At 69.8% G+C, this 20,667-nt stretch carries 19 protein-coding genes and 4 pseudogenes; 15 read left to right on the forward strand and 8 right to left on the reverse strand.

Translation table 11 applies throughout. The features are described 5' to 3' along the window. The coding region (locus tag ABZX75_RS32550; protein ID WP_355417326.1) for a cbb3-type cytochrome c oxidase subunit I at nt 1-683 on the reverse strand (683 nt) is incomplete at its 3' end. Nucleotides 684-1,480: 797 nt separating this feature from the next. Here ABZX75_RS32550 and ABZX75_RS32555 point away from each other — a divergent pair. Beyond that, nucleotides 1,481-1,918, forward strand: a complete 438-nt coding sequence (locus tag ABZX75_RS32555) for an STAS domain-containing protein (RefSeq protein WP_355417277.1) — start codon at nt 1,481-1,483, stop codon at nt 1,916-1,918. Here ABZX75_RS32555 and ABZX75_RS32560 read toward each other — a convergent pair. From ABZX75_RS32560 to ABZX75_RS32570, 3 genes are all read right to left on the reverse strand, one after another. Further along, complete coding sequence (locus ABZX75_RS32560) at nt 1,875-2,318, reverse strand: STAS domain-containing protein (RefSeq protein WP_355417281.1); 444 nt, start codon at nt 2,316-2,318, stop codon at nt 1,875-1,877. The two genes, ABZX75_RS32555 and ABZX75_RS32560, sit on opposite strands and share 44 nt — an antisense overlap. Nucleotides 2,319-2,724: 406 nt before the next feature. Further along, nucleotides 2,725-5,061, reverse strand: coding sequence for a prolyl oligopeptidase family serine peptidase (locus tag ABZX75_RS32565; protein ID WP_355417284.1), 2,337 nt, complete (start codon nt 5,059-5,061; stop codon nt 2,725-2,727). A 43-nt stretch (nt 5,062-5,104) separates the two neighbouring features. Beyond that, nucleotides 5,105-6,892, reverse strand: a complete 1,788-nt coding sequence (locus ABZX75_RS32570; protein ID WP_355417287.1) for an N-acetylglutaminylglutamine amidotransferase — start codon at nt 6,890-6,892, stop codon at nt 5,105-5,107. 260 nt (nt 6,893-7,152) lie between these two features. Here ABZX75_RS32570 and ABZX75_RS32575 point away from each other — a divergent pair, with 260 nt between their 5' ends. Beyond that, nucleotides 7,153-7,320 carry a hypothetical protein gene (locus ABZX75_RS32575; RefSeq protein WP_355417290.1) on the forward strand — a complete coding sequence of 56 codons (168 nt, stop codon included), beginning with the start codon at nt 7,153-7,155 and terminating at the stop codon, nt 7,318-7,320. Here the strand turns inward: ABZX75_RS32575 and ABZX75_RS32580 are convergent. Beyond that, nucleotides 7,298-7,536: pseudogene (locus ABZX75_RS32580) on the reverse strand (DEAD/DEAH box helicase); the annotation flags it as partial. The gene ABZX75_RS32575 and the pseudogene ABZX75_RS32580 overlap by 23 nt on opposite strands. Before the next feature lie 284 nt (nt 7,537-7,820). Between ABZX75_RS32580 and ABZX75_RS32585 the strand changes: the two are divergent. The 5 genes from ABZX75_RS32585 to ABZX75_RS32605 all read left to right on the forward strand — a co-directional run bounded on the left by ABZX75_RS32585 (nt 7,821) and on the right by ABZX75_RS32605 (nt 11,486). Further along, entirely contained in the window at nt 7,821-8,309 is a 489-nt protein-coding gene (locus ABZX75_RS32585; protein ID WP_355417293.1) for a DUF2243 domain-containing protein, read from the forward strand. Then, on the forward strand, nt 8,306-9,193 hold the full coding sequence (locus ABZX75_RS32590) for a cytochrome c oxidase assembly protein (protein ID WP_355417296.1): 888 nt from the start codon (nt 8,306-8,308) through the stop codon (nt 9,191-9,193). The genes ABZX75_RS32585 and ABZX75_RS32590 overlap by 4 nt, the downstream gene beginning before the upstream one ends. Nucleotides 9,194-9,242: 49 nt before the next feature. Next, nucleotides 9,243-10,445: a hypothetical protein gene (locus ABZX75_RS32595; protein ID WP_355417299.1), complete on the forward strand. Its 1,203-nt coding sequence runs from the start codon at nt 9,243-9,245 to the stop codon at nt 10,443-10,445. A gap of 11 nt (nt 10,446-10,456) precedes the next feature. Beyond that, a complete protein-coding gene (locus ABZX75_RS32600) occupies nt 10,457-11,047 on the forward strand; it encodes a hemerythrin domain-containing protein (protein WP_355417302.1) in 591 nt (196 codons plus the stop codon). Nucleotides 11,048-11,207: 160 nt separating this feature from the next. Further along, nucleotides 11,208-11,486 (forward strand): GlsB/YeaQ/YmgE family stress response membrane protein, encoded by a 279-nt coding sequence (locus ABZX75_RS32605; protein WP_355417305.1) that lies wholly within the window; start codon nt 11,208-11,210, stop codon nt 11,484-11,486. Between the two features lie 177 nt (nt 11,487-11,663). On the opposite strand, the gene ABZX75_RS32610 is transcribed toward ABZX75_RS32605, so the two are convergent. After that, a complete protein-coding gene (locus tag ABZX75_RS32610) occupies nt 11,664-12,056 on the reverse strand; it encodes an STAS domain-containing protein (RefSeq protein ID WP_355417308.1) in 393 nt (130 codons plus the stop codon). Nucleotides 12,057-12,184: 128 nt separating this feature from the next. Between ABZX75_RS32610 and ABZX75_RS32615 the strand changes: the two genes are divergently transcribed. The 4 genes from ABZX75_RS32615 to ABZX75_RS32630 all read left to right on the forward strand — a co-directional run bounded on the left by ABZX75_RS32615 (nt 12,185) and on the right by ABZX75_RS32630 (nt 15,638). Beyond that, entirely contained in the window at nt 12,185-12,427 is a 243-nt protein-coding gene (locus ABZX75_RS32615) for a hypothetical protein (RefSeq protein ID WP_355417311.1), read from the forward strand. A gap of 122 nt (nt 12,428-12,549) precedes the next feature. After that, complete coding sequence (locus ABZX75_RS32620) at nt 12,550-13,185, forward strand: triacylglycerol lipase (RefSeq protein WP_355417314.1); 636 nt, start codon at nt 12,550-12,552, stop codon at nt 13,183-13,185. A 335-nt stretch (nt 13,186-13,520) separates the two neighbouring features. After that, on the forward strand, nt 13,521-14,699 hold the full coding sequence (locus ABZX75_RS32625; protein WP_355417317.1) for a cytochrome P450: 1,179 nt from the start codon (nt 13,521-13,523) through the stop codon (nt 14,697-14,699). A 333-nt stretch (nt 14,700-15,032) separates the two neighbouring features. Then, the gene (locus ABZX75_RS32630) at nt 15,033-15,638 is read left to right on the forward strand and encodes a hypothetical protein (protein WP_355417320.1); all 606 of its coding nucleotides are present in this window, start codon (nt 15,033-15,035) and stop codon (nt 15,636-15,638) included. A gap of 68 nt (nt 15,639-15,706) precedes the next feature. Here the strand turns inward: ABZX75_RS32630 and ABZX75_RS32635 are convergent. Both ABZX75_RS32635 and ABZX75_RS32640 read right to left on the reverse strand, forming a co-directional pair. Continuing rightward, nucleotides 15,707-15,829 (reverse strand): annotated as a pseudogene (locus tag ABZX75_RS32635) (amino acid ABC transporter substrate-binding protein); the annotation flags it as partial. A gap of 23 nt (nt 15,830-15,852) precedes the next feature. Next, nucleotides 15,853-16,233: a hypothetical protein gene (locus ABZX75_RS32640; protein WP_355417332.1), complete on the reverse strand. Its 381-nt coding sequence runs from the start codon at nt 16,231-16,233 to the stop codon at nt 15,853-15,855. Nucleotides 16,234-16,708: 475 nt separating this feature from the next. On the opposite strand from ABZX75_RS32640, the pseudogene ABZX75_RS32645 reads away from it, so the two are divergent. The 4 genes and pseudogenes from ABZX75_RS32645 (at nt 16,709) to ABZX75_RS32660 (ending at nt 19,188) form a co-directional block, all read left to right on the forward strand. Then, nucleotides 16,709-17,376 (forward strand): annotated as a pseudogene (locus ABZX75_RS32645) (hypothetical protein). A gap of 335 nt (nt 17,377-17,711) precedes the next feature. Next, nucleotides 17,712-17,831 (forward strand): annotated as a pseudogene (locus tag ABZX75_RS32650) (transposase family protein); the annotation flags it as partial. Between the two features lie 242 nt (nt 17,832-18,073). After that, on the forward strand, nt 18,074-18,898 hold the full coding sequence (locus ABZX75_RS32655; RefSeq protein WP_355417323.1) for a transposase: 825 nt from the start codon (nt 18,074-18,076) through the stop codon (nt 18,896-18,898). Beyond that, nucleotides 18,895-19,188 carry a transposase gene (locus tag ABZX75_RS32660; RefSeq protein WP_355417329.1) on the forward strand — a complete coding sequence of 98 codons (294 nt, stop codon included), beginning with the start codon at nt 18,895-18,897 and terminating at the stop codon, nt 19,186-19,188. The genes ABZX75_RS32655 and ABZX75_RS32660 overlap by 4 nt, the downstream gene beginning before the upstream one ends. The last annotated feature ends 1,479 nt before the right edge of the window (nt 19,189-20,667 follow it).

Below are 20,667 nucleotides of genomic sequence, written 5' to 3' on the forward strand. Positions count from 1 at the left end.
AGCACCAGCAGCGCCGCCGCGAGCACCGGGAACGCGAAGAGGACCAGCACCGAGGTGAGCAGGATGTTCCACGTGAAGATCGGCATCCGGAACATCGTCATACCCGGCGCCCGCATGCAGATGATCGTGGTGATGAAGTTGACCGCGCCGAGGATCGTCCCGAAACCGCCCAAGGCAAGTCCCATGATCCACATGTCGCCGCCCACGAACGGCGTGCGTTCGACACTGCTGAGCGGCGTGTAGGCCGTCCACCCGAAGTCGGCCGTGCCCTGCGTCGTCGCCAGCCCCGCCACCACGATCAGACCGCCGAACAGGAACAGCCAGAACGACAGCATGTTCAGACGGGGAAAGGCGACGTCCGGTGCGCCGATCTGCAACGGCATGATCGCGTTGGCGAAACCGGCGAACGTCGGAGTGGCGAACAGCAGCAGCATCACCGTGCCGTGCAGCGTGAACGTCTGGTTGTACTGCTCGTTGGAGATCAGCTGAAGCCCCGGGCGGGCCAGCTCCGCCCGCAGGAGCAGGGCCAGCAGACCCCCGAACATGAAGAACGCGAACGACGCGATCAGGTACAGGTGCCCGATCTTCTTGTGGTCGGTCGTCGTGATCCACGAGATCAGCACACTTCCCCACCCGCGTCCCCGCACGGGAATGGGGGTCACAGGCTCGGTCGATGTCACCATATACGGGGTCCTTCGCGAGGTCGGGCGGACGGACGCGCTCATGCCATCGGCAGGCCCTTGCACGCGCTTGAACTGTCTACTCCAGCGCTCCATCCCCGTACACGCCCTCCCGGCGGCGCGTACGGGTGATCCCCATGGCTTCGAGATGACCCTCTGTCCACCTATCGCGCCGTCTGGGCGACCGGTCTGGGCCTGCCGCCCCTACGGAAGCGGCGCCGAGGCGCTCGGTGATCTCCTCCCGTACCGGCGGCGCGGCGGTGGTTCTGGGCCGCTTCGACGCCGACGGAAGGCTGCGCCCGGGCGGCCGTACCACGCCGTTGAAGCCGGATGCCGCCCGTCAGCTTGCCGAACACCTCACCGCGGCCGGCCCCGACCATCCGTGGACCGGCGTCCGCTTGTCTTCCGCCTGGGGTGCCCGCGATCCCCTCGAGGTCACCCTCGTCGAGCCGGACTGTCGCCGAGATCCGCCTCAGCTGGGGCGGCCGGTGCGCTGCGGGAGCGCTGGCGGATGACGTCCGGCAGCTGGCGGGAGCAGGCGGCCGGGATGAAGAACAGTCCGACCATGCCGCGGTCCCGATGGCGCTCAACAGGCCCACCAACACCGATGGCTTGTCGACCGAGGCCACCTCGTAGAACACCGAGGTGCGGGAGCCGATCCGCTGAGGAGCTGACCGCGTCCTGGAGGGTCTGGCTTGCGGACGGTTCCGGGACCGCGCGACTATCGGTCGAGGTCATCCGGTGCCCGGAAGCGGACTGGCGTGCATCCAGTCAGCCGATCGCGGCGAGGTGTGTTCGATATGGACTTCCGCATGATGATGAGGCGCTATGGGCCGACCGTGCACCTCACCCCGGCCGGTGAGCTCGACCTGGACAGCAGGTCCGCTCTCGATGAGGTACAGGCCGCCCTGGACGGTGGCGTTGCCGTCGTGGCCTGCGACATGCGGCACCTGACGTTCCTCGACGTCGTCGGCCTGCGCGGCCTGATCGACTTCGTCCGCCGTCTCGACACGCGCGGCATCGCGTTCTTCGCCTACAACTGGCAGCCCCAGCCACGCCGCCTCGTGGACCTCATCGACGGCCTGCACCCGCCCACCGACCTGAACGGGAAACCCGGTGGCGTAGCCACCCAGCTGCTGCGCCGCTCCCTGCACGACTCTGCCGCATCCCGCCGCGCCGCGGGCGCCGCCTTGGCTAGGGGAAACGCTCCGCACCGGGCAGCGGCCCCGCCACGCTAGGCGCGGGGCGCCATCCGGCAGCGAAATCCGAAAGGTCCCGTGCGCGCAGCGCCCGGTCCTCGAGCAACCGACGGAAGCCCGCCAGCGCGTACCGCTCCCCGGTGGCCGAACCCGGCCCGCGGATGCCGGCGACCTCGGCCATGAGCTGCTGGGGCTGGGGCTGCCAGCCGACGACCAGGACACGCAGGCACAGGCACTCCGCGCGCCGGTGCAGGGCCAGGAGGTGGAGCAGGCCGCCGGAGTCCATGAACGTCACGCCGTGCAGGTCGACCATGAGGTCCCGCTCGTCGCGGGTGACGTCGTCCAGCGCCCGCTGGAGCGCCGCGCCCGCGTCCTCGTCGAGTGTCCCTGTGACACTGACCAAGACCGTGCCGTATCGCTGGACGTCCGTGGTGATCAACGCGTTCTCCTCACGCCCAGGGTGCCGGGGCCCTCGGGCCTCTCCATCCTGGCGTGGCGTTCCCCCGGACGGGTGTGAGGCTCGCAGGAGCTCCGGCATCAATCCCTGGCCAACTACAGCTCTCAACCGCCAACTATTCGGTCGGAGTCACAACCACGCGGTCCGCAGTCGCTTGGACGCAAGCGTCTGAGCTGACGCTGCCGCCGCTCTGTCGGAGGCTGAAACCGCCGCCGCCTGCCCGTCGTGATCTGATCCGCGCGGACACCGAAGGAGCCCATGCCGAGGATTTCACCCATGAGGCAGCGCGGCACGGACGCTGGTGTCCTACCTGGCTGGCGGATCGCTCCGGACGCCTTCGGTCCTGAAGCGAGTTGACCGCATCCGGCCCAGCAACTCATGGGGAAGGTCACAAAGTCGCGCCGGCGCCGAGGTGTTGTTGCAGCCAGTCCCCGGCGGCCCGCCGGTAGAGGCGGCGGTTGTCCGCACGCAGGAACTCGTGGCCCTCGTTGCGCAGGGTCAGCAGCTCCGCCGGGATGCCGCGATCGCGCGCCGCGCGGACGAACTGCTCCGACTCCGTCGGCGGCACGTTCGTGTCGTGCTCGCCGTGGACGGCCAGCACAGGGGTGCGCAGCTGGTCGACGCGGCTCATCGGGGACAGGGCGCGCAGCAGGTCCCGATCGTGTGCGGGGTGGCCGTACTTGGCGGCGGCGGACTGTGCGATCCACGGTTCCGTGCCGGCGAAGAACGTGGCGAAGTCCGACATCCCGCAGACGGCGACACCGGTGCGGAAGAGTTCCGGATGCCAGACCAGGGAGGCCATCGTGAGGTAGCCGCCGTACGAGCGGCCCATCACCCCCAGCCGCAGGGGGTCGGCGTACCCGAGCGCGACCACGTGTGCGGCGCAGTCCGCGACGTCGTCGATCGCCGCGAACCGGCCGGTGCCGAGGTCGGCGTCCACGAAGGATCGTCCCCAGCCCGATGACCCCCGGACGTCGGGGGCGAACACGTCCAAGCCCCGGCCCAGGAGTTCATGGTAGAGCGGGCTGAACACCGGACGTTCCTGTTCTTCCGGGCCGCCGTGGAGGTGGATCACGCACGGGGCCGGCCGGCCGGGATCGTGTTCCGGCGCCCGGTAGTACCAGCCGCCGAGCACCAGCCCGTCCCGGGCGCGGCAGCGCAGGGGCACCGGGCATACGGGGGGCCGCCCGGGCGGGACGGCGTCTTCGTCGCGCGCCGACCAGCCGGTGCGCACCGGGGCGAAGCCGCCCGCCAGTTCCCAGATGCCGGGCCTGCGCCGGGACCCCGACAGGGCGGCGAACAATCCGCCTCGTGCCACAGGTGCGATGCGGGTCACGACCTCGTGGGGCAGGACCGGTCGGTGGTGCGGGCCGATGCCGCCGTCCGCGTCCGTACCGGGGAGGCCCACGCTCTCCAGCTCGCTCGCGCCGTGCATGTTCCAGGCGAGCAGGGCCCACCGGCCGTGGTCGGGGACGCTCAGCAGGTCGAGGGCTGACTCCTCGCGCTCGGCCGCGACGGAGAGGCCCCGGCAGGTGCCGTCCTCGTCCAGCCGGACCCTCAGCAGCGCCGCGAACTCGCGCCGCGCGTCGCTGCGCAGCCACAGGGTCCGCGCGTCGGCGGAGAACCGGCCGATCCACGGATCCCCGTCGGCTACGTGCAGCGAGAAGGCGGTGCGGCCCGAGGCCGTGTCCAGCACGAGGGCCTCCCGGCGCCCGCGCGGACCACGGCGCACGAGCGCGAAGCGGCCCTCCGCGCTCACATCGCACACGCGCAGGGAGGCGGCGCCCGCCTCGCTGAACAGTAGGGCGGGGGCGTTCGTACCGTCTGGATCGACCAGGTAGGCGGCCAGCCTGCCACCCGGGGCCGGTCCGGAAGCCTGGGCCGGTCCGGAAGCTGCGGCCGGGTGCAGCGCCCCGGGCACGGACGACGCGAAGGCTGGCCCGCCCGTCCGCGGTACCCCGCCTCCGAGCAGCGTCGCGTGCCCGTCGCGCTCGGTCCACGCAGCGGCAGCCGCCCCCGCCCCCGCGCCCGCCCGGAGCCCGGACCCCTCGGAGGCGTCCTGCGGCAGGTGCCCGGACCCGCTGTGCTCCCAGCCCGAGGCGGACGGTTGCGCCACCGTGACGGCGAGGGCGGCGCCGTCGCGGGTCCAGCAGCCGAGGTGGGCGGAGCCGCCCGGCTCGGCGCCCGCGAGGATCTGGCGTCCGGTACCGTCCGGGCGCACCACCAGGACCCGGGTGTGCTCGCCGCCGCCCGGTGCCGAGGTGTATGCGATCCAGCGCCCGTCGGGCGACCAGGAAACCTCGGTGACCGGGTCGGGGTCAGCGTCGAGGACATGGGCCTCGGCCTCTCGGGCGGGACCGCTCCACAACTGCGGGACGCCCGCCCGGTCGCAGATGAACGCCACGTGCTCACCTGTGGGGTCCGCCGAGGGGTACCAGCATCCGTGGGCGGTCAGGACGGTCGGCGGATCGACGCCTCCGCTGTCGGGCACCAGTACCGGCACCGGGGCCGGTACTGGTGCCGAGGCGGGCGCGCCGCCCCCGGGGGCCGGGGTCGCCGTCGTACCGACGGGCCCGAGGGAGCCGTGCGCGACGTCGACCGGCCGGAAGCGGCCCATACGGTCCGGGCCGTCCGGGCGGCCCGGGGTGTCGGGGCGGGCCGGGGTGTCGGGGCGGGCCGCGCCGGCCGCCGTGCGTGCCGCGGGCTTCGTGCGATCCAGGGGCATGTCCGCCTCTTCGAGGGCTTCCGCTTCCAAGGGCTCTCACCGATCACTTGACGCCGTGCGCCTGCAGCCAGAGCTCCAGCGAAGCCACCTGCCACAGGGTGTTGGCCCCGCGTTTGGTGCGGTGGAGGTTGGGCGCCGCCAGCAGCTCCGCCACGTAGCGCTGGTCGAAGATCCCGCGCCGGCGCGCTTCCGGAGCCGTCAGGGCATCCCGTACCCGGGCCAGCACCGGCTCGGCCATGTGTCGGACCGCCGGCACCGGGAAGTAGCCCTTCGGGCGGTCGACGACTTCCCGGGGCAGGGCCTTGCGTCCGATGTCCTTGAGCACGGCCTTGCCGCCCTGCGCGAGTTTGAGCTCCGGGGGGCAGGCAGCGGCCAGTTCGACGACCTCGTGGTCCAGGAACGGCACCCGCGCCTCCAGGCCCCAGGCCATCGTCATGTTGTCGACCCGCTTGACCGGATCGTCGGCCATGAGCGCGTGGACGTCTAGGCGGAGCGCCGCGTCGAGGGCGGTCTCGGCGCCGGGGGCATCCATGTGGGCGCGGACGAAGTCCCGCGAGGAGTCGTGGTCCGCGGCGGCTGCCGGGTGCAGCATGGCGGTGAGGTCGGCGTGCGTGCGGTCGAAGTACGCGTCGGCGTAGGCGGCGGGCGCGCCGTCCCGGGCGGCCGAGGCGATGGGGGGATACCAGTGGTAGCCGGCGAACACCTCGTCCGCCCCCTGGCCGCAGAGCACCACCTTGACCTCCTTGGCGACCTGCTCCGACAGCATGTGGAACGCCACGGCGTCATGGCTGATCATCGGCTCGCTCATGGCGCCGATCGCGGTCTCCAGCGCGGCCGGCAGCCGGTCCGAGGGGATCATGAACTGGTGGTGGTCGGTCGAGAACCGGCGGGCGACCAGGTCGGAGTACCGGAACTCGTCGCCTTCCTCCCCGTTCTCCGCCTCGAAGCCCATCGCGAAGGTCGCGACGTCGCGCTGCCCCTCCTCGGCCAGCAGCGCCACGATGAGGCTGGAGTCCAGTCCGCCCGACAGGAGGACGCCCAGGGGGACGTCGGCGACCGTGCGCCGCCGTACTGCCGTGCGCAGGGCGTCGTGCACCGCCTCCCGCCAGAGCGCCGGGTCGTCGCCGAGTTCCGAGTGGCGGTCGCGGGTGTACGAGGGCTGCCAGTAGCAGTGGTCGCGGTGGGTGCCGTCCCGCTCGATGACACGGACGGTGGCCGGCGGGATCTTGCGCACGCCGGCCAGTACGGTCCGGGGCGCCACGACCGTGCCGTGCCAGCTCAGGTACTGGTGCAGCGCCACCGGGTCCAGCGAGGTATCGACTCCGCCGCCCGCCAGCAGGGCCGGCAGGGAGGAGGCGAAGCGCAGGCGGTCGCAGCCCTGGGTGACGTACAGCGGCTTGATGCCGAGGCGGTCGCGGCCCAGCACGACGCGACCCGTGTGGTGCTCCACCACCGCGAAGGCGAACATGCCGACGAGGAAGTCGACGCATTCGCGCCCCCACTGGCCGTAGGCCTTGAGGAGGACCTCGGTGTCGGAGTCGGAGAAGAAGCGGTGACCCAGCCCTTCGAGCCGTCCGCGCAGTTCCCGGTAGTTGTAGACGCAGCCGTTGAAGACGGCCGTGAGGCCCAGCTGCGGATCGGTCATGGGCTGGGCGCCGCGCTCCGAGAGGTCGATGATCTTCAACCGGCGGTGTCCGAGCGCCACCGCACCCTGCGACCACACGCCTCTGCCGTCAGGACCCCGCTCCTCCAGGGCATCCGTCATGCGCTCGACCGCGGCGAGGTCCGGCCGACGGCCGTCGAAACGCACTTCCCCGCTCACGCCACACATGCGGCACCCCTCGCTCCACTCGCGCTCCGGGGCCGCCACACCACTGCGCGCGCCCGTCCGCCCGCGGTCCGGGCCACCTCCACCATGTACGTTCACTCCCGTGCACTGACGGCCCGCGTCACACGACTACGGCCGAACAGGCGATCGACATACTGCGCGACTGCCCGCTCGCACGCCCTTTAAGCCGACGTGTTCGATCTCCCCGCCCTCCGAGAGGAGCGGCGGGCCCGCCTGCGTACCCCACCCCGGGAAACGGGACGGTGTGCACCGACCTGGGCGTGGCCGGCGGCCACCTGCTACGCCTGCGGCACGCCATCGGCTCCGCCGGCGAGCGGATCGGCTGCCGTGTGGCCCTGACCGAAGCGGCACCGGTCAACCGACGCGCCGGTGCCCGTCACGCGCAAGACGTACGGGTGGCGCCGCCGTAGCCGTGAGGGCGAGCACCGTGGGGCGGCCCACTCGCTGGAACGCCGAGAAGAGACGGAGGTACGCCGGACGAAAGCCGTGCCCCACGTCGACACGCACTGGGCTTCGTCCACGACGAACAGCGCGGGCCGCGTTCTGGCCAAGCGCTCGCCCACCTCGTCCTTGGCCAGTTGCTCGGGCGAGAGGACCAGGTATGCGGCGTCGTCGCCCCTCACCGCCTCCCGTCGGCATCACGACGAGCGTGTCCCGTTCGAGCCGGCCGCGGAGGCATCGGCCCTGACTCCGGGCTGGGGCATGCGCCTCTCCTCCTCGTCGCTCCGGCGGCGGCCGCCGTCACCGTTCTCGGTGCCGTGTCCGGGCCCTGGCACCTTTGGTGCCTGTGGCCTCGAGCCGGCCCCCGCCCTCCCGAGCACGGCCCGCCTCCCACGGACCCGTCGGTGCGCGCGGTTCGGCGGCGCGGGGTAGAGGTGACCGGGAGACGGAACGAAGGAAGGAAGACGCGATGAGCGCTTCACCCACGCCTACGGCGCCCGGCGCGCACCCGCAGACGCGGAGGTCCACGGCGGTCTGCGCTCTGATCGGGACGGCGGTGATGGCGGCCGTGGATGAGATCGTCTTCCACCAGGTCCTCGGCTGGCACCACTTCTACGACCGCTCCACCACCCGGGTGGGCCTGCTTTCCGACGGCCTGCTCCACACGGCGGAACTGCTGGGCCTGGTCGCCGGTCTCTTCCTCTACGCCGACCTGCGCCGCCGCCGCGCGCTGTCGACGGCGCACGGATGGGGCGGCTTCTTCCTCGGCCTCGGGGCCTTCCAGCTGTTCGACGGCGTGGTGGACCACAAACTGCTGCGCCTGCACCAGATCCGCTACGGCGTCGACGTCACCCCCTACGACTGGGCCTGGAACGCGTGCGGCGCGGCACTCCTGCTCGTCGGAGCCGTCCTCACCGTGCGCGCGCGGCGCCGCACCGGAGGGAAGGCCCCCGCGTGACAGCGGCCCAGCTCCACCCCGGCCCGGCCGGTACGGGCGCGTCCTGGGCCGCGGCCGTCGCCGCCACGGCCGCGCTGCTCTTTGTCGCCGCCTACCTGCTCGCCGCCGCCCGGCTGAGGCGCCGCGGAGACGCCTGGCCCCGGCTGCGGGACGTGTCCTTCGCCGCGGGTGGCGCCGCCGTGGCCTGGGCGGCGGCGGGCACGCTGCCGGGTGGTCCGTTCACCGTGCACATGGGCCGGCACCTCCTCGTCGGCATGGCGGCCCCGCTGCTCCTCGTCCTCGCCCGCCCCCTGACCCTGGCCCTGCGCGCTCTGCCGCCCGGCCCCGTGCGGCGCGTGCTGCCGGCCGCCGCACACTCCAGGACCGCCGGCCGGCTGCTGTTTCCTCCCGTCGCGGCCCTGCTGGACATCGGCGGCCTGTGGCTGCTCTACCGCACCCCGCTGTGGGCTGCTGCCCAGCACCGGCCGCTGCTCCACATCCTCCTGTACGGACATGTGCTGGCCGCGGGGCTGCTGTTCACCTTCGCCGTGTGCCGGCTCGACCCCGTACGCAGGCGCTGGGGCCTTCCACTGCGCGGCGGCACGCTGCTGGCAGCCGGGGCCGCCCACGCCGTCCTCGCCAAGACCCTGTACTCCACCCCGCCTCCCGGTACCGGTCCCACCACCGCCGACCTGCACGCCGGCGCCCTGCTCATGTACTACGGCGGGGACCTGGTCGAGCTGGCCCTCGCCGTCGCCCTCGCCACCCAGTGGTACGCCGCCTCCGGCCGTACGGCCGCCCTGACCCGCTCCGGCAGAGCGTGCGGCGGTCACGGCCGATGGGGTGACGCACGGGCGCGCCCGCGCGGGGAGCGGCCGCAACGGCCGGTGAGGCGGGAAACATAGCCCGTCGGCCGCGTTCCTTGTCCGTATGCCTGCCGGAAGCTGGTGCCGTGTGACGTTCAATCCTCTTGAGCAGCGGGGCATCCCGCTGGACCGCCAGGTGCGCAGCTGGCGCGAACTGAACGTGTCCCCCATCGATCCCGACGGCTGTGACCCGTATACCCGGTGCCGGATCATCACGATGAACGGGATCGAGGTGGAGGCGATCCTCTTCAGCCACCAGCTCGCCCGCAACACCATCGACCCCGAGGTCAAGCGGCAGCTCGCCCGGACGCGCTACATCGAGGCGCAGCAGCAGAAGGTGGTGAACTGGCTGCTGCCCGGGGTGTCGTCCGTCCTGGAGACGACGATCGCCTACGAGCAGGTCGCGGTGGACCTGACCTCGTGGGTGGCGCGTATGGAGCCGGACCCGTACCTGCGCCAGGCGTACCAGTTCGGTGTCCTGGAGGACTTCGACCACCTGTACCGGTACGCGAACCTGTACGAGATGATCGAGCACCGCAAGGCGGAGTCGATCGTCGACGGACTGACCGAGGTCATGCCGGGCAGGCCCACCAAGTTCCACCACCGCGACCCGGTTGACAACGTCCGCGACCCCTACGACAAGACCGCGACCGCCCCGCTGTCGAAGCTGCACGCGCTGACGATCCTGTCGGCGGAGCAGCAGACGATGAACTTCTACATGAACACCGGCCCCACCTACATGGAGCCGATCGCCCGCCAGCTCTACCAGGAGATCGGCCTCATCGAGGAAGAGCACGTCACGCACTACGAGTCCCTCGTCGACCCGGGCGAGACGTGGTGGGAGCAACTGGTAACCCACGAGTACAACGAGTGCTACCTCTACCACTCCTTCATGGAGCAGGAGAGCGACCCCAAGGTGAAGGCGGTGTGGGAGCTCCACCTGAACATGGAACTGGAACACCTCCACACCGCCTGCGATCTGATGCGTCGGATCGATGGCCGCGATCCGGCGGAGATCCTGGCCCCCGAGCTGCCGAACGTGCTCACCTTCGAGCCGAACAAGGCCTACCTGCGCGAACTGCTGGACACCCAGATGGACCTGACCACCCTGGGCGCCGGCTATGTGCGCGAGGCGCACGAACGCTTCGAGAAGATGCAGGAACAAATCCACGGCGGAGAAGAGCCGCCGAGCGAGCGCGTCATGGCGGAGCACGACGCGATGTTCGACCGCGAGTACCGCGTCCAGACCGAGGGCGAGCACCCGGACCCCGCCATGCGAGAGAAGAAGTGAGGCGGGCAGACGTGTCAGACCTCAAGACCCCTCAGGCCGGGGACGACCAGGCTCCCGACACCGACGTCGTCGCCCTCCTGATGCGCCAGCACGGAGACATCCGCAACCTCTTCGACGAGGTTGAAGCAGCGTCCGGGGACGAGCGCCGTGACGCCTTCCACCGCCTCGTGCGCCTGCTCGCCGTCCACGAGACCGCGGAAGAGGAGGTCATCCACCCCTTCGCCCGGCGCACACTGCAGGCCGGCGCGGAGGTCGTCGAGGACCGCCTGGCCGAAGAGAAGGCCGCCAAGGAGACCCTCGCGGCGCTCGAGGACCTGGACACCGACGACCCGACCTTCATGCCCCGGTTTAAGAAGCTACGCACGGACGTCCAGGAGCACGCGCGCGCAGAGGAGCGCTACGAGTTCATCCACATCCGCCGCAGCACCGACGGCACCCGCCTGGCGGCCATGGCCAAGGCAGTGAAAGCCGCCGAAGCCATGGCTCCTACCCGGCCCCACCCCGGAATCGAGTCCGCTGCGGCCAACATGGCGCTGGGACCTGTCATGGCTCTGATGGACCGCACCAAGGATGCTGTACGCAAAGCCATGGGAAACGGCTGACCAGCCGTCCTGTGCACGGTGCCCTCCGCCCGGAGCCAGTCCTTGAGCCGCTGAAGTCACCTCGCGAAGCGCTCAATGAGAACTCGGGACGTTTGGAAACCTCCGCACGGTGCAGACGATCGTTAACACCGTCCTTATTCACCGAGGTAGGAGACGCATCATGGGCATTCTGGCTTGGATCCTCATAGGTCTGCTCGCGGGCTTCATCGCCAAGGCGCTGATGCCGGGCAAGGACCCGGGCGGCATCATCATCACCATGCTCATCGGCGTCGCCGGCGGCCTGCTCGGCGGCTTTCTCGGCAAGGTCATCTTCGGCGTCGACTCCATCGACGGCTTCTTCGACCTCTCCACCTGGATCGCCGCCATCATCGGCTCGGTCATCCTCCTCGCCGTCTACCGACTGGTCACCGGCAACAAGCGCAACCACAGCCACGCCTGACACACTCTCACCCCAGACGGAAAACGGCTCCCCCTCTTCCGAGGGCGGAGCCGTTCCGCTGCTGTGCGGCAAAGACCGTGACAGCCCAGCTTGGGCCCAAGCGGCGTCTTCTGCGCCCAAGGCGCGTACTCCGAAGAGCTCGCAGCGTCTTTGTCGTGCCCGCTCAGCACAAGGCCCTCATTGCCCGTGAAGGACAGCGAGGTCCTGTGCGCGCTGCGCGCGTTTTTGGAGCAGGCTGCGGAAGCCCGCCGGCGCGTACCGCTCCGCGGTGCAGGAACCGGACCCGGGGACCCCGGCGACGCGGGCCATGAGCTGCTGCGGCTGCAGTTGCCATCCCACAGCCGTGACGCGCAGGCCAAGGCACTCTGCGCGCCGGTGCAGGTCCAAGAGGTGAAGCAGTCCGTCAGCGTCCATGAAAACGACGCCGTGCAGATCGACCGTGAGGTCCCGCGCGCCTGTGGCGATGTCGCCCAGAACCTGCTGGAGTACCGACCCCGAGCCCTCGTCGAGCTCCCCGCCAACACTGACCAGGACGGAGCTGCCGCCGTGCTGGACATCCGCGGTGATCATCCGATCTCCTTCCCCCGGAGGCGCCGAGGCCCGCAGGGCCACCATCCTGACCCGGCGCGCACCGGCACCAGTACGAGGCGCGCTGAAGCCCGCCTCGGACGCGGGCGCGGGCCAGGTCCGGCGGTCGGGTGCTGCTCTCGACCTGGCGCGGCCCGGTTCTCCCCGACCTCGTCGCGGCCGCCGAGCAGCTTCCCGACGGCCTGGTCCTCGATGGCGAGCTCGTTGTCCGGGACACCGCGGCTGGGCGGCAGCCCTTCGAAGTGCTCCAGCACCACGCGACCGCCCGGGGCCGCACCGCCACCGCGCCGGCCGCGCAAACGGTGGCGTTCTTCGGGGGACGCGGGGCCGGGGATGTTAAGGCGTCACGGTGAAACACTGCCTCCGGGCGGGTGAGCGTGCGGGTCAAGCCCTGTCGCTCCTTCCGCCGGCACGTTAGAAACCGCGAGTGATCAGGAATCTGTCGCGGAGCGTCTCTACGCTCCTCCTCGCGTTCATGCCCCTGCTTCCCACTCCCGCGTCCGCAGCCGGCGGCCACCAGCAGGCCACCCGGCCCGACCCGGTCGTCTTCGTACACGGCTGGAACTCCGACGGCTCCACCTGGCAGACCATGGCCGACCGGTTCCGGACGGAGGGCTGGCCGGCCGGCCACCTCGATCCGTGGACTTACAACTTCACCCAGTCCAACGCCACCACCGCCGAACAACTGGCCGAAGAGATTGAGCGGGTCCTGGACGCCACCGGCGCCGCCAAGGTCGATCTGGTCACCCACTCGATGGGCGCCCTGTCCTCCCGCTACTACCTCAAGAACCTCGGCGGCACCTCCAAGGTCGACGCGTGGGTCTCCCTGGGCGGACCCAACCACGGCACCCAAACCGCATACTGGTGCGGCGGCGCCCCCTGCATCGAAATGCGACCGGGATCCGCCTTCCTCAGCAGCCTCAACTCCGGTGATGAGACCCCCGGCTCGCCCCGCTACGCCACCTGGGGCTCACCCTGCGACAGCATCATCAACCCCGCCAACAGCGTCGCCCTCGACGGAGCCGTCAACAGCACCACCGCCTGCCTCAACCACATGGGCCTGCGCACCGACCACGCGGTCTACGAACAGGTCAAGGAGCACCTCCGATAGCCACTGCGTCCTCCGGCAGCGCCCGACCATCAGGGGAGGGCCTGCCGCTGGGCGGCGGCGGGTACGTCAAGCTTTGCCGGCCGGCGGCCCGCCGCCGTATCCTGGCCGCCGCCCCGTGACGGCTACCCACGCCTTCCCCTGCGACCTTGACGGTATATCAGCTGGCCGGCGCGCATGAGGACCGGATGGGCTGGCATCATGTGGTTACGCAGAGGTGTCGATGCGGGACGTCCGTGCGGACACGGAGTGGCTCCTCCTGGTGGCCGACGCCTACGCGCACCGTGTTGGGCGTGTCGCCGGCCACGGTCAGCCAGAGCCGATCGGAGCCCAAAAGCATGACCGACCCGACTCAGGACCCCCACTTCCTGCGGGACCCCTACCCCACTTATGCGGCCATGCGGTCCAGGTGCCCGGTGCAGTCCGTGCCCAGCGGGTCCGGTGGACACACCAGCTACATGGTCACCGGCTACGCGGAAGCCAGAGAAGCCCTCGGCGACGCTCGGCTCTCGAAGGACACGGCAGCCTTCTTCGCGGGCAAGGGGTCGCTGCGTCGCCTGCACCCTGCGGTGGCGCACCACATGTTGGCCAGCGATCCACCTCAGCACACCCGGCTGCGCAAGATGGTGACCAAGGCGTTCACGACAGGGGCCGTGGCGGAGCTGCGTCCGTTCATCGGCCGGGTCACCGACGAGCTGTTGGACCAATGGCCCGTCGGCGAGCAGTTCGACTTCATGGCGGGCCTGGCGGTACCCCTGCCGGTCATCGTGATCTGCGAGCTACTCGGGGTCCCGCAGGGAGACCGGCCGGACGTCCAGCGCTGGTCCGCAGAGCTGTTCGCAGCAGGGAAACCCGACGTCATCGACGCGGCCTCGCATTCCATGGCCGACTACATCACGGCCCTTGTCGCAGCCAAGCGCCTGAACCCCGGTGCCTCTCTCCTTGACCGGCTCATCTCGGCTCGCGACGGAGACGACCGCCTGAGCGAGGAGGAACTGGTCTCTCTCGCGGTGCTGCTGCTCGTGGCCGGGCACGAGACCACCACTAATCTCCTCGGCAACGCCGCCCTGGCGCTGCTCCAGCACCCTGCCGAGCTCAATCGCCTACGGAAGAATCCGGACGATGTCCCAGCTGTGCTGGACGAGCTGCTTCGGTTCGATTCCCCCGTCAGTACGGCTACCTTCCGGTTCACCACGGAGGCCGTCACTCTCGGCGGTACGGATATCCCGGCCGGTGTCCCGGTACTGGTCGCGCTTGGAGCAGCCAACCGCGACCCGGAGCGGTTCCCGTCTCCGGACCTGCTCGACTTGGACCGAGACGCCGCTGGACATCTCAGCTTCGGCCACGGCATCCACCGCTGTGTCGGTGCTCCCCTGGCCAAGGCCGAGGCGGAGATCGCCCTTCGAACGGTACTGAGGCGGTTCCCCGGAATCCGGCTTGCCGCACCGCCGGATCGACTGGACTGGCGGCACACCCGTCTCGTTCGCGGGCTCGCGGCGCTTCCCGTCCTGACGTAACCGCGCGGTGGGCGGTCTTTATCGGTTAGCTCATGGGCTCCACCCGGTACGGGCGGCAGGCCGTCTCTTTCGGTTCTGTCGGCCGAGCCGGCGTTGTCCGGTGCCGTGCATCGCCCGGGTAACGACGGTCCGGTACGGCTGGTGGGTGGCGGCTGGCAGGTGACCCGGCGGCGCCCTAACCCGGCGCCGGTGGCGAACCGAGTACGCGTCACGGACGTTTACCAGCGGAGACCGGTGGAAGAGTCGAGTCCGACGTACGGTCGACCGACCGGCCGAGCCTCACCCGGCGGGGCCGGGTCCGCCTCGCGCCCTGACTCGAACGGGAGCCCGCCGATGCGCCTCTACGCCCAGACCCCAGCACGCAGGAACCTTCAGGTGCTGGGGGACCTGATGGCCGTGGCCCTGATGGCCGCCGCGGTGTGGTTCGCCCTCGCCGTCCACGAAGCGATCACGCTGCTGGCCGAGCCGGGGCGGAAGGTCGAGAGCTCGGGCGACAGCCTCGCCTCTGAACTCCACAACGCCGGCGACGCGGCCTCGAAGGTCCCGCTCGTCGGCGACCTCCTGAAGAAACCGCTCCAGTCCGCAGCCGACGCCAGTACCGGGTTCGCCGACGCCGGACAGTCCCTCCAGCACAGCGTCAGCCAGGTCGCCACCCTGACAGCAACGGCACTGATCGTCATCCCGGTGCTCTTCGTACTGCTGCTGTGGCTTCCCCCACGCCTGCGCTGGATCCGGCGCAGCACCACCGTGCGACGCCTTGCCGACGCACCCGGGGGCGCCGATCTGCTCGCCCTGCGCGCCCTCACCGGCCCCCTGCACGGCCTCGCCGCGCTCCCCGCCCCTCCGGGCGGTCTCGCCGACGCCTGGCGCCGCGGGGACCAGCACGTCATCGCCGACCTCTGCGAGGTTGCCCTCAGGCAGGCCGGCCTGCGGCCCTGACGGGCAAGGGCGGCGGCCGTCCGGGCAGTCGGACCTCCGTGCCCGCTCAGCCGGTGCGAAGGATCCGGAAAGCGATCGGGGTCCGCCGGGTCTCGATCAACGACTTGGACCGGTGTCCCGGACCCTTGCCACACGCTGATGCCTGGCATACGGGAGAACCGGATCTGCCCGCGGGTGCCTTCGACCGCTAGGGCCTGTTGTGAAAGTGATGTCGTCAGTCGCCATTGAAGACGAGATATCGGTGAGCCTTGCGCTCGACTTGAGCGGTCAGAGCAAGGATCTCGTGCACCGCCTCGGCCTCCTCTGCAACTGAGGTGTCCACCAAGGCCCGGAGTTCCGGGATGAGGACCCTGAGCTGCGATCGGTTGGTGTCCAGGACTGGCTCGAACTGCGGGGAGTCGCCCCGCTGACCGGCCGTGATCACGATCGACAGGGGCTTCTGGCCCTGCTCGACCGCGAGTTGGATTTTGGTAGTCAGGCCGCCCCGGGAGCGGCCGAGTCCGTGGTCGGCCGGCTCGATGGCAAGCCCGCCGGGCGGCTCCTTCTGGAGATCCCCTTTTTCGCTGCCCCGGCTGCGTGCTGGTGGGCCCGGCACACGGTCGAGTCGACGTTCACGTCCCAGGTGATCAAGCCCTTCGCGTCGGCCTGTGCCTGGAGCCGGGTGACGATGTGGGACCAGGTGCCGTCTCGCTGCAGCGCCGGAATAGGTCATAGACCCGGTCCCACGGCCCGCACTTTCCGGCACATCACACCGCGGTGCACCGGTCGGATCCGCCACCGTATGCCGTCTATCAGCCGCGCTGTCCGACCGCCCGTGGGCCGAGCTGGAACGCACCCGTCGGCGCCAGGCGGCACTCCAGGCAACGATCAACCGCGCCCACCCCCACAGCCCGCCGTGGGTCCAGCAGGCCGAGATTGACGGGGACGGGGCCGAGTCCGACCAGGCGTACGTAGCCCGGATGCGCCGATTCAACTGTCGCGTGTTGGCCTGTCCGGCTCTGGAACTGCTAGTGACCGTGACATCTGGCCGGGGCGAGGCTGATGTCAGAGGGGACCGGTTGGATGAGCCCGTGACTGTCTATGACGTAGCCCGCCAGCTCCCCGCCATCGCCCACCTGCGGGACCTGTGCCGCTCGCTTGCGATGCTCGACGCGATCCTGAGCCCGGACTGGGAAAGCCGGTACTACTCCTTCAACGCCACTTGGGCTGAAGGGGAGGAGATGGCCTCGATGCGCAACGGATCAGGAGACGAGTACTCCATCGTGTTCTCGGCGGCCGGGGTCTATGTCCGCGGCTTCGGCCACGAATCGCCGATGAGCCCATATGGCCACGATGGCGAGCCCTGGCCGGGAGTGATCGACGACGTTCCCGATGTCTTCAAGCCCTTCGTCGAGGAGCCGGCGTTCACCGACGAGGAGGGCGTTCCCGTCGTGACGGCCTGCTTGTGGCGGGAGGCGACGGATGATCAGTGGCACCACGGCACGATCGACTTCCCCTCGGACCGCGCCGACCCTGATGGCGCGACGGGTCTGTTCCAACTACTGGTCGACCGCTCACCCGAAGCGTTCCAGCGCTTCGCCGAGGACTATTACGAGGTCCCTGTGGATCTGGAAGCGGTGAGTGACCTGTATGCCTTGCGGCCGTGAACCAGGAACTCGTGTCGTCGTTGAACGTAGAGGTCACCCTGGCGGACCTGGCCCAAGACATCTCCGAAATCGGCTATCCGCAGGCCCACTGAGAGGAGAGCCAATCCGTCTTCAGGCGAGGAAATGCAGCGATCGATGATGGCCCACAGCGACAGGCGGTTCTGCTCTGCGGGCGTGATGGCCGCAGCAGGTTTGGTCACCTCAGGAGCGACACCTGGGGAGATTTCAAGGCTGTGGCCCACATTTCGTGACGATCACTTTCGATCAACGGGTCGGCCAGGGTCGTTCGCCCTTCAGCGTTGTTCTGGTGGGGATCGAGTGCAGGTTGCGGGAGTTGGTCTGGCCGGAGGTCGAAGGCCTCGTGGTCGACCGAGTTGAAGCGGACGCTGAAGCAGTACGGATCAAGGCCCGGAGCGACAGCTGTGACGTGGTCTGTCCGGGCTGCGGATCTGTTGGAACGAGGGTTCACAGCACGTACTGGAGACGGCTTGCGGACCGGCCGCTGGGCGGGCGACGCACTGTGCTCAGCCTGCTCGTCCGTCGGTTCTTCTGTGACAACGCGGCCTGCCTCCGGCGGACATTCGTCGAGCAGGTTGATGCTCTGACCAGGCCATACGCTCGTCGGACTCAAGCCGTAGCCCGCATGCTCCAGGCTATCGGGCTGGCCGTGGGCGGCCGGGCGGGAGCTCGGTTCGCGCCCCAACTCGGTCTGCTGGCGAACCGGGCGTCGATCCTCCGGCAGCTCGCTTGCTGCCGGATCCACCCGTGGGGACCGTCAGGGTTCTCGGCGTGGACGAGTTTGCGCTCCGCAAGGGGCGCACCTACGGGACCGTGCTCGTGGATGTCGAGACCCGTCGCCCCGTCGACGTGCTGCCGGACCGTGCTGCGAACACCCTGGCTGACTGGCTCAGGGAACATCCAGGCGTCGAGATCGTCTGCCGGGACCGGTACAGCCCGTTCAGCGAAGCCACCAAGCGATCCGCCCCCGACGCGATCGAGGTCGCCGACCGGTGGCATCTGCTCCATAGCCTGGCCCGCGCAGTCGAACGCACCGCCCACGCCCACCGCCCCTGCCTGCGCAAAGACGCTGATGCGACATCCCCTGGCGCACTTCTTGCGCTCATCGAACCCCTGCCGCCCGCAAGCGATCCACCCGACAACCAGATCCTCGCTCGGGTCCGACAACGCCACAAAGACGTCCACGACCGGCTTCTTCGCGGCGACAACCTCAGCGCCATCAGTCGCGACCTCCGCCTCGACCGAAAGACCGTCCGCCGCTACGCGAACATCGAACTCGCTGACCTGCTGGCCTCGGCACGCGATCGGCGCCCCGAAACCCTCGCCCGGTTCAAGCCCTACATCCAGCAGCGATACCGAACAGGAGGGACGAACGCAGCTCAGCTGTTCCGGGAAGTGCGAGCGCAGGGCTACCCAGGCAGCAAGATCTCCGTCCGCAAGTACGTCGCAACACTGCGAGCCGGCACCGCCATCGACGAACCTGTACTCGTCCCGAACCCGCGCCAGATCACCAGCTGGATCATGCGTCGCCCCGAGTCCCTGACCGGCAGCGAAAGCACCAGCTGGCGCGTGTCCTTGAGGCTTGCCCCGACCTGAGCACCGCCCGAGAGCTCGCCCACGACTTCAACGCCATAGCCCGCGAACGCCGAGGCACCGAGCTCGCTCAGTGGATGACCCGGGCCCTGAACGACGGGCCGAAGCAGATCCAGTCCTTCGCCGCATTCCTCCAACACGACTGGGATGCAGTCGTCAACGGCCTCAGCCTGCCCTGGAGCTCCGGGGCGGTCGAGGGTCAGGTCACACGAATCAAGCTGATCAAACGTAGGTCATACGGGCGAGCATCCTTCTCGCTGCTACGGACACTCATCCTTGCCCGGCCACCGTGACCTGCTGGGGCACCACCCGCGCTCGCGCCGAACAACAGGTCACGGCCGGCTGAGCAGCTGACCGTCGGTGCTTACCTCAGGCTTGATCGTGGGCACTGAAACGGTCTACCGTCGGCGGACCTACCGTCTTCCTATCTGGAAGTGTTCATGCCTCGCCGGTCACCGGGCGAGATCAGGGCTCAGCTCCCACGCCGAGCCAACCGAGTCCGGCATGGTCGGGCACCCGTGATCCGAGGGCTGTCCCCATCCGCGAACAGGCAGATCGCACACTTCGAGCGAATCCATGGGCTCCCAGCCGGCGAGGTCGCACATGCGTTTCGCCGATGGAGTTCCTCTGCCCGACGCCCACGAAGGGATGTCGCTCCCTTCTACGGATACGACGACACTGACCTGCGGAGCGGTTACTACCACGTCCGCACCCTGCTGGAGCTCCCGCTCCACACTCTCCGCACGAAGGCACGACGCGAACTGCGTGCAGTCATCGCACCCGTGGATGACCAGATTCTCCGGCGCACGGTCAACAACCCCTTCGAGGCACCTGACCTTCCATGGTGGAAGCGCCGAATCGAACTCTGACCCACTCAGCCGACGGCCCTACCACTCCCAGGTGCTGCTGCATCAGCCAGTGATCGTCACGAAATGTGGGCCACAGCCAGATTCAAAGAGCGTTATCAGCGCGGCAGTGATTCAGCGCATCAGCCGTAGCCCTGGATCGTCTTGGGCGCGAGCCACAGAACGCCCGCCCCGGCGAAGCAGGAGACGAACGGCGATCTCCGTGGCCACCTGCATCACCGCCCAGATCAGCCACGCATCCCCATTCTCAAGCGCCGGACCGGCCCGCAGCCGCGTGCGGTCCGCCTCCAGCCCGGCGGGGCATCGCAAGCCCCCAGGGGCTGAGAAGCTACCGACCCCCGCGAAACCACGTGGCACGGCCTTGGTCCAGGCCAGAGACGTGCCGCTCCAGTTCCGGGTACGCAGGCACGTTCGCTGACCGGTTGCGGTAACCGTTCAGCGAACGGCGCCCCAAGGGCTCCTGGAATGAGGCGCCCGGTTTGCCGGGGACATGGCGGTCGTTCTAGTGGAAGAGCACTCGCTCGCGGCCGACTGGGATGCGCTTGTGGCGTTGACCCGAATGAAGATCGAGGTCCGCTTCGACAACGGCGAAGTGCGGATAAGGCATGAGCTCCCGCCCGAGGAGGTGGTCGAGTCCGCTGCCGCGCGACTCAGGCCGATCCTCCTGGAGAACGAGGATTGCTTCCATAGAAAGTTCAGCGGGCACTTCACCGGACGGTCAATGCAGTTGGGGGAGCGAGCGCGCGTCCGGAGTCGAGCAGCGCGCGGAGCAGGTGCCCGCCGCAGACGGAATGACGAGGGGCGCCCCCCCGGGGGGGGGGGCGCCCGGGGGGGGGCCCAGCGCCACCGCGGGCCGGGGGCGGGGCGGGGGGCGGGGGGGCGCGGGGCCGCGGGAAGGGCGCCCGC

The organism is Streptomyces sp. NPDC003038 (assembly GCF_040611115.1).
In the GTDB taxonomy this organism is placed as follows: Bacteria; Actinomycetota; Actinomycetes; order Streptomycetales; family Streptomycetaceae; genus Streptomyces.

Coding starts and splice junctions, on each gene's coding strand:
- ABZX75_RS32555 (WP_355417277.1), top strand. CDS start 1,481: ATGGACTTCCGCATGATGATGAGGCGCTATGGGCCGACCGTGCACCTC.
- ABZX75_RS32565 (WP_355417284.1), bottom strand. CDS start 5,061: ATGCCCCTGGATCGCACGAAGCCCGCGGCACGCACGGCGGCCGGCGCG.
- ABZX75_RS32570 (WP_355417287.1), bottom strand. CDS start 6,892: ATGTGTGGCGTGAGCGGGGAAGTGCGTTTCGACGGCCGTCGGCCGGAC.
- ABZX75_RS32585 (WP_355417293.1), top strand. CDS start 7,821: ATGAGCGCTTCACCCACGCCTACGGCGCCCGGCGCGCACCCGCAGACG.
- ABZX75_RS32605 (WP_355417305.1), top strand. CDS start 11,208: ATGGGCATTCTGGCTTGGATCCTCATAGGTCTGCTCGCGGGCTTCATC.
- ABZX75_RS32610 (WP_355417308.1), bottom strand. CDS start 12,056: ATGATCACCGCGGATGTCCAGCACGGCGGCAGCTCCGTCCTGGTCAGT.
- ABZX75_RS32620 (WP_355417314.1), top strand. CDS start 12,550: ATGCCCCTGCTTCCCACTCCCGCGTCCGCAGCCGGCGGCCACCAGCAG.
- ABZX75_RS32625 (WP_355417317.1), top strand. CDS start 13,521: ATGACCGACCCGACTCAGGACCCCCACTTCCTGCGGGACCCCTACCCC.
- ABZX75_RS32630 (WP_355417320.1), top strand. CDS start 15,033: ATGCGCCTCTACGCCCAGACCCCAGCACGCAGGAACCTTCAGGTGCTG.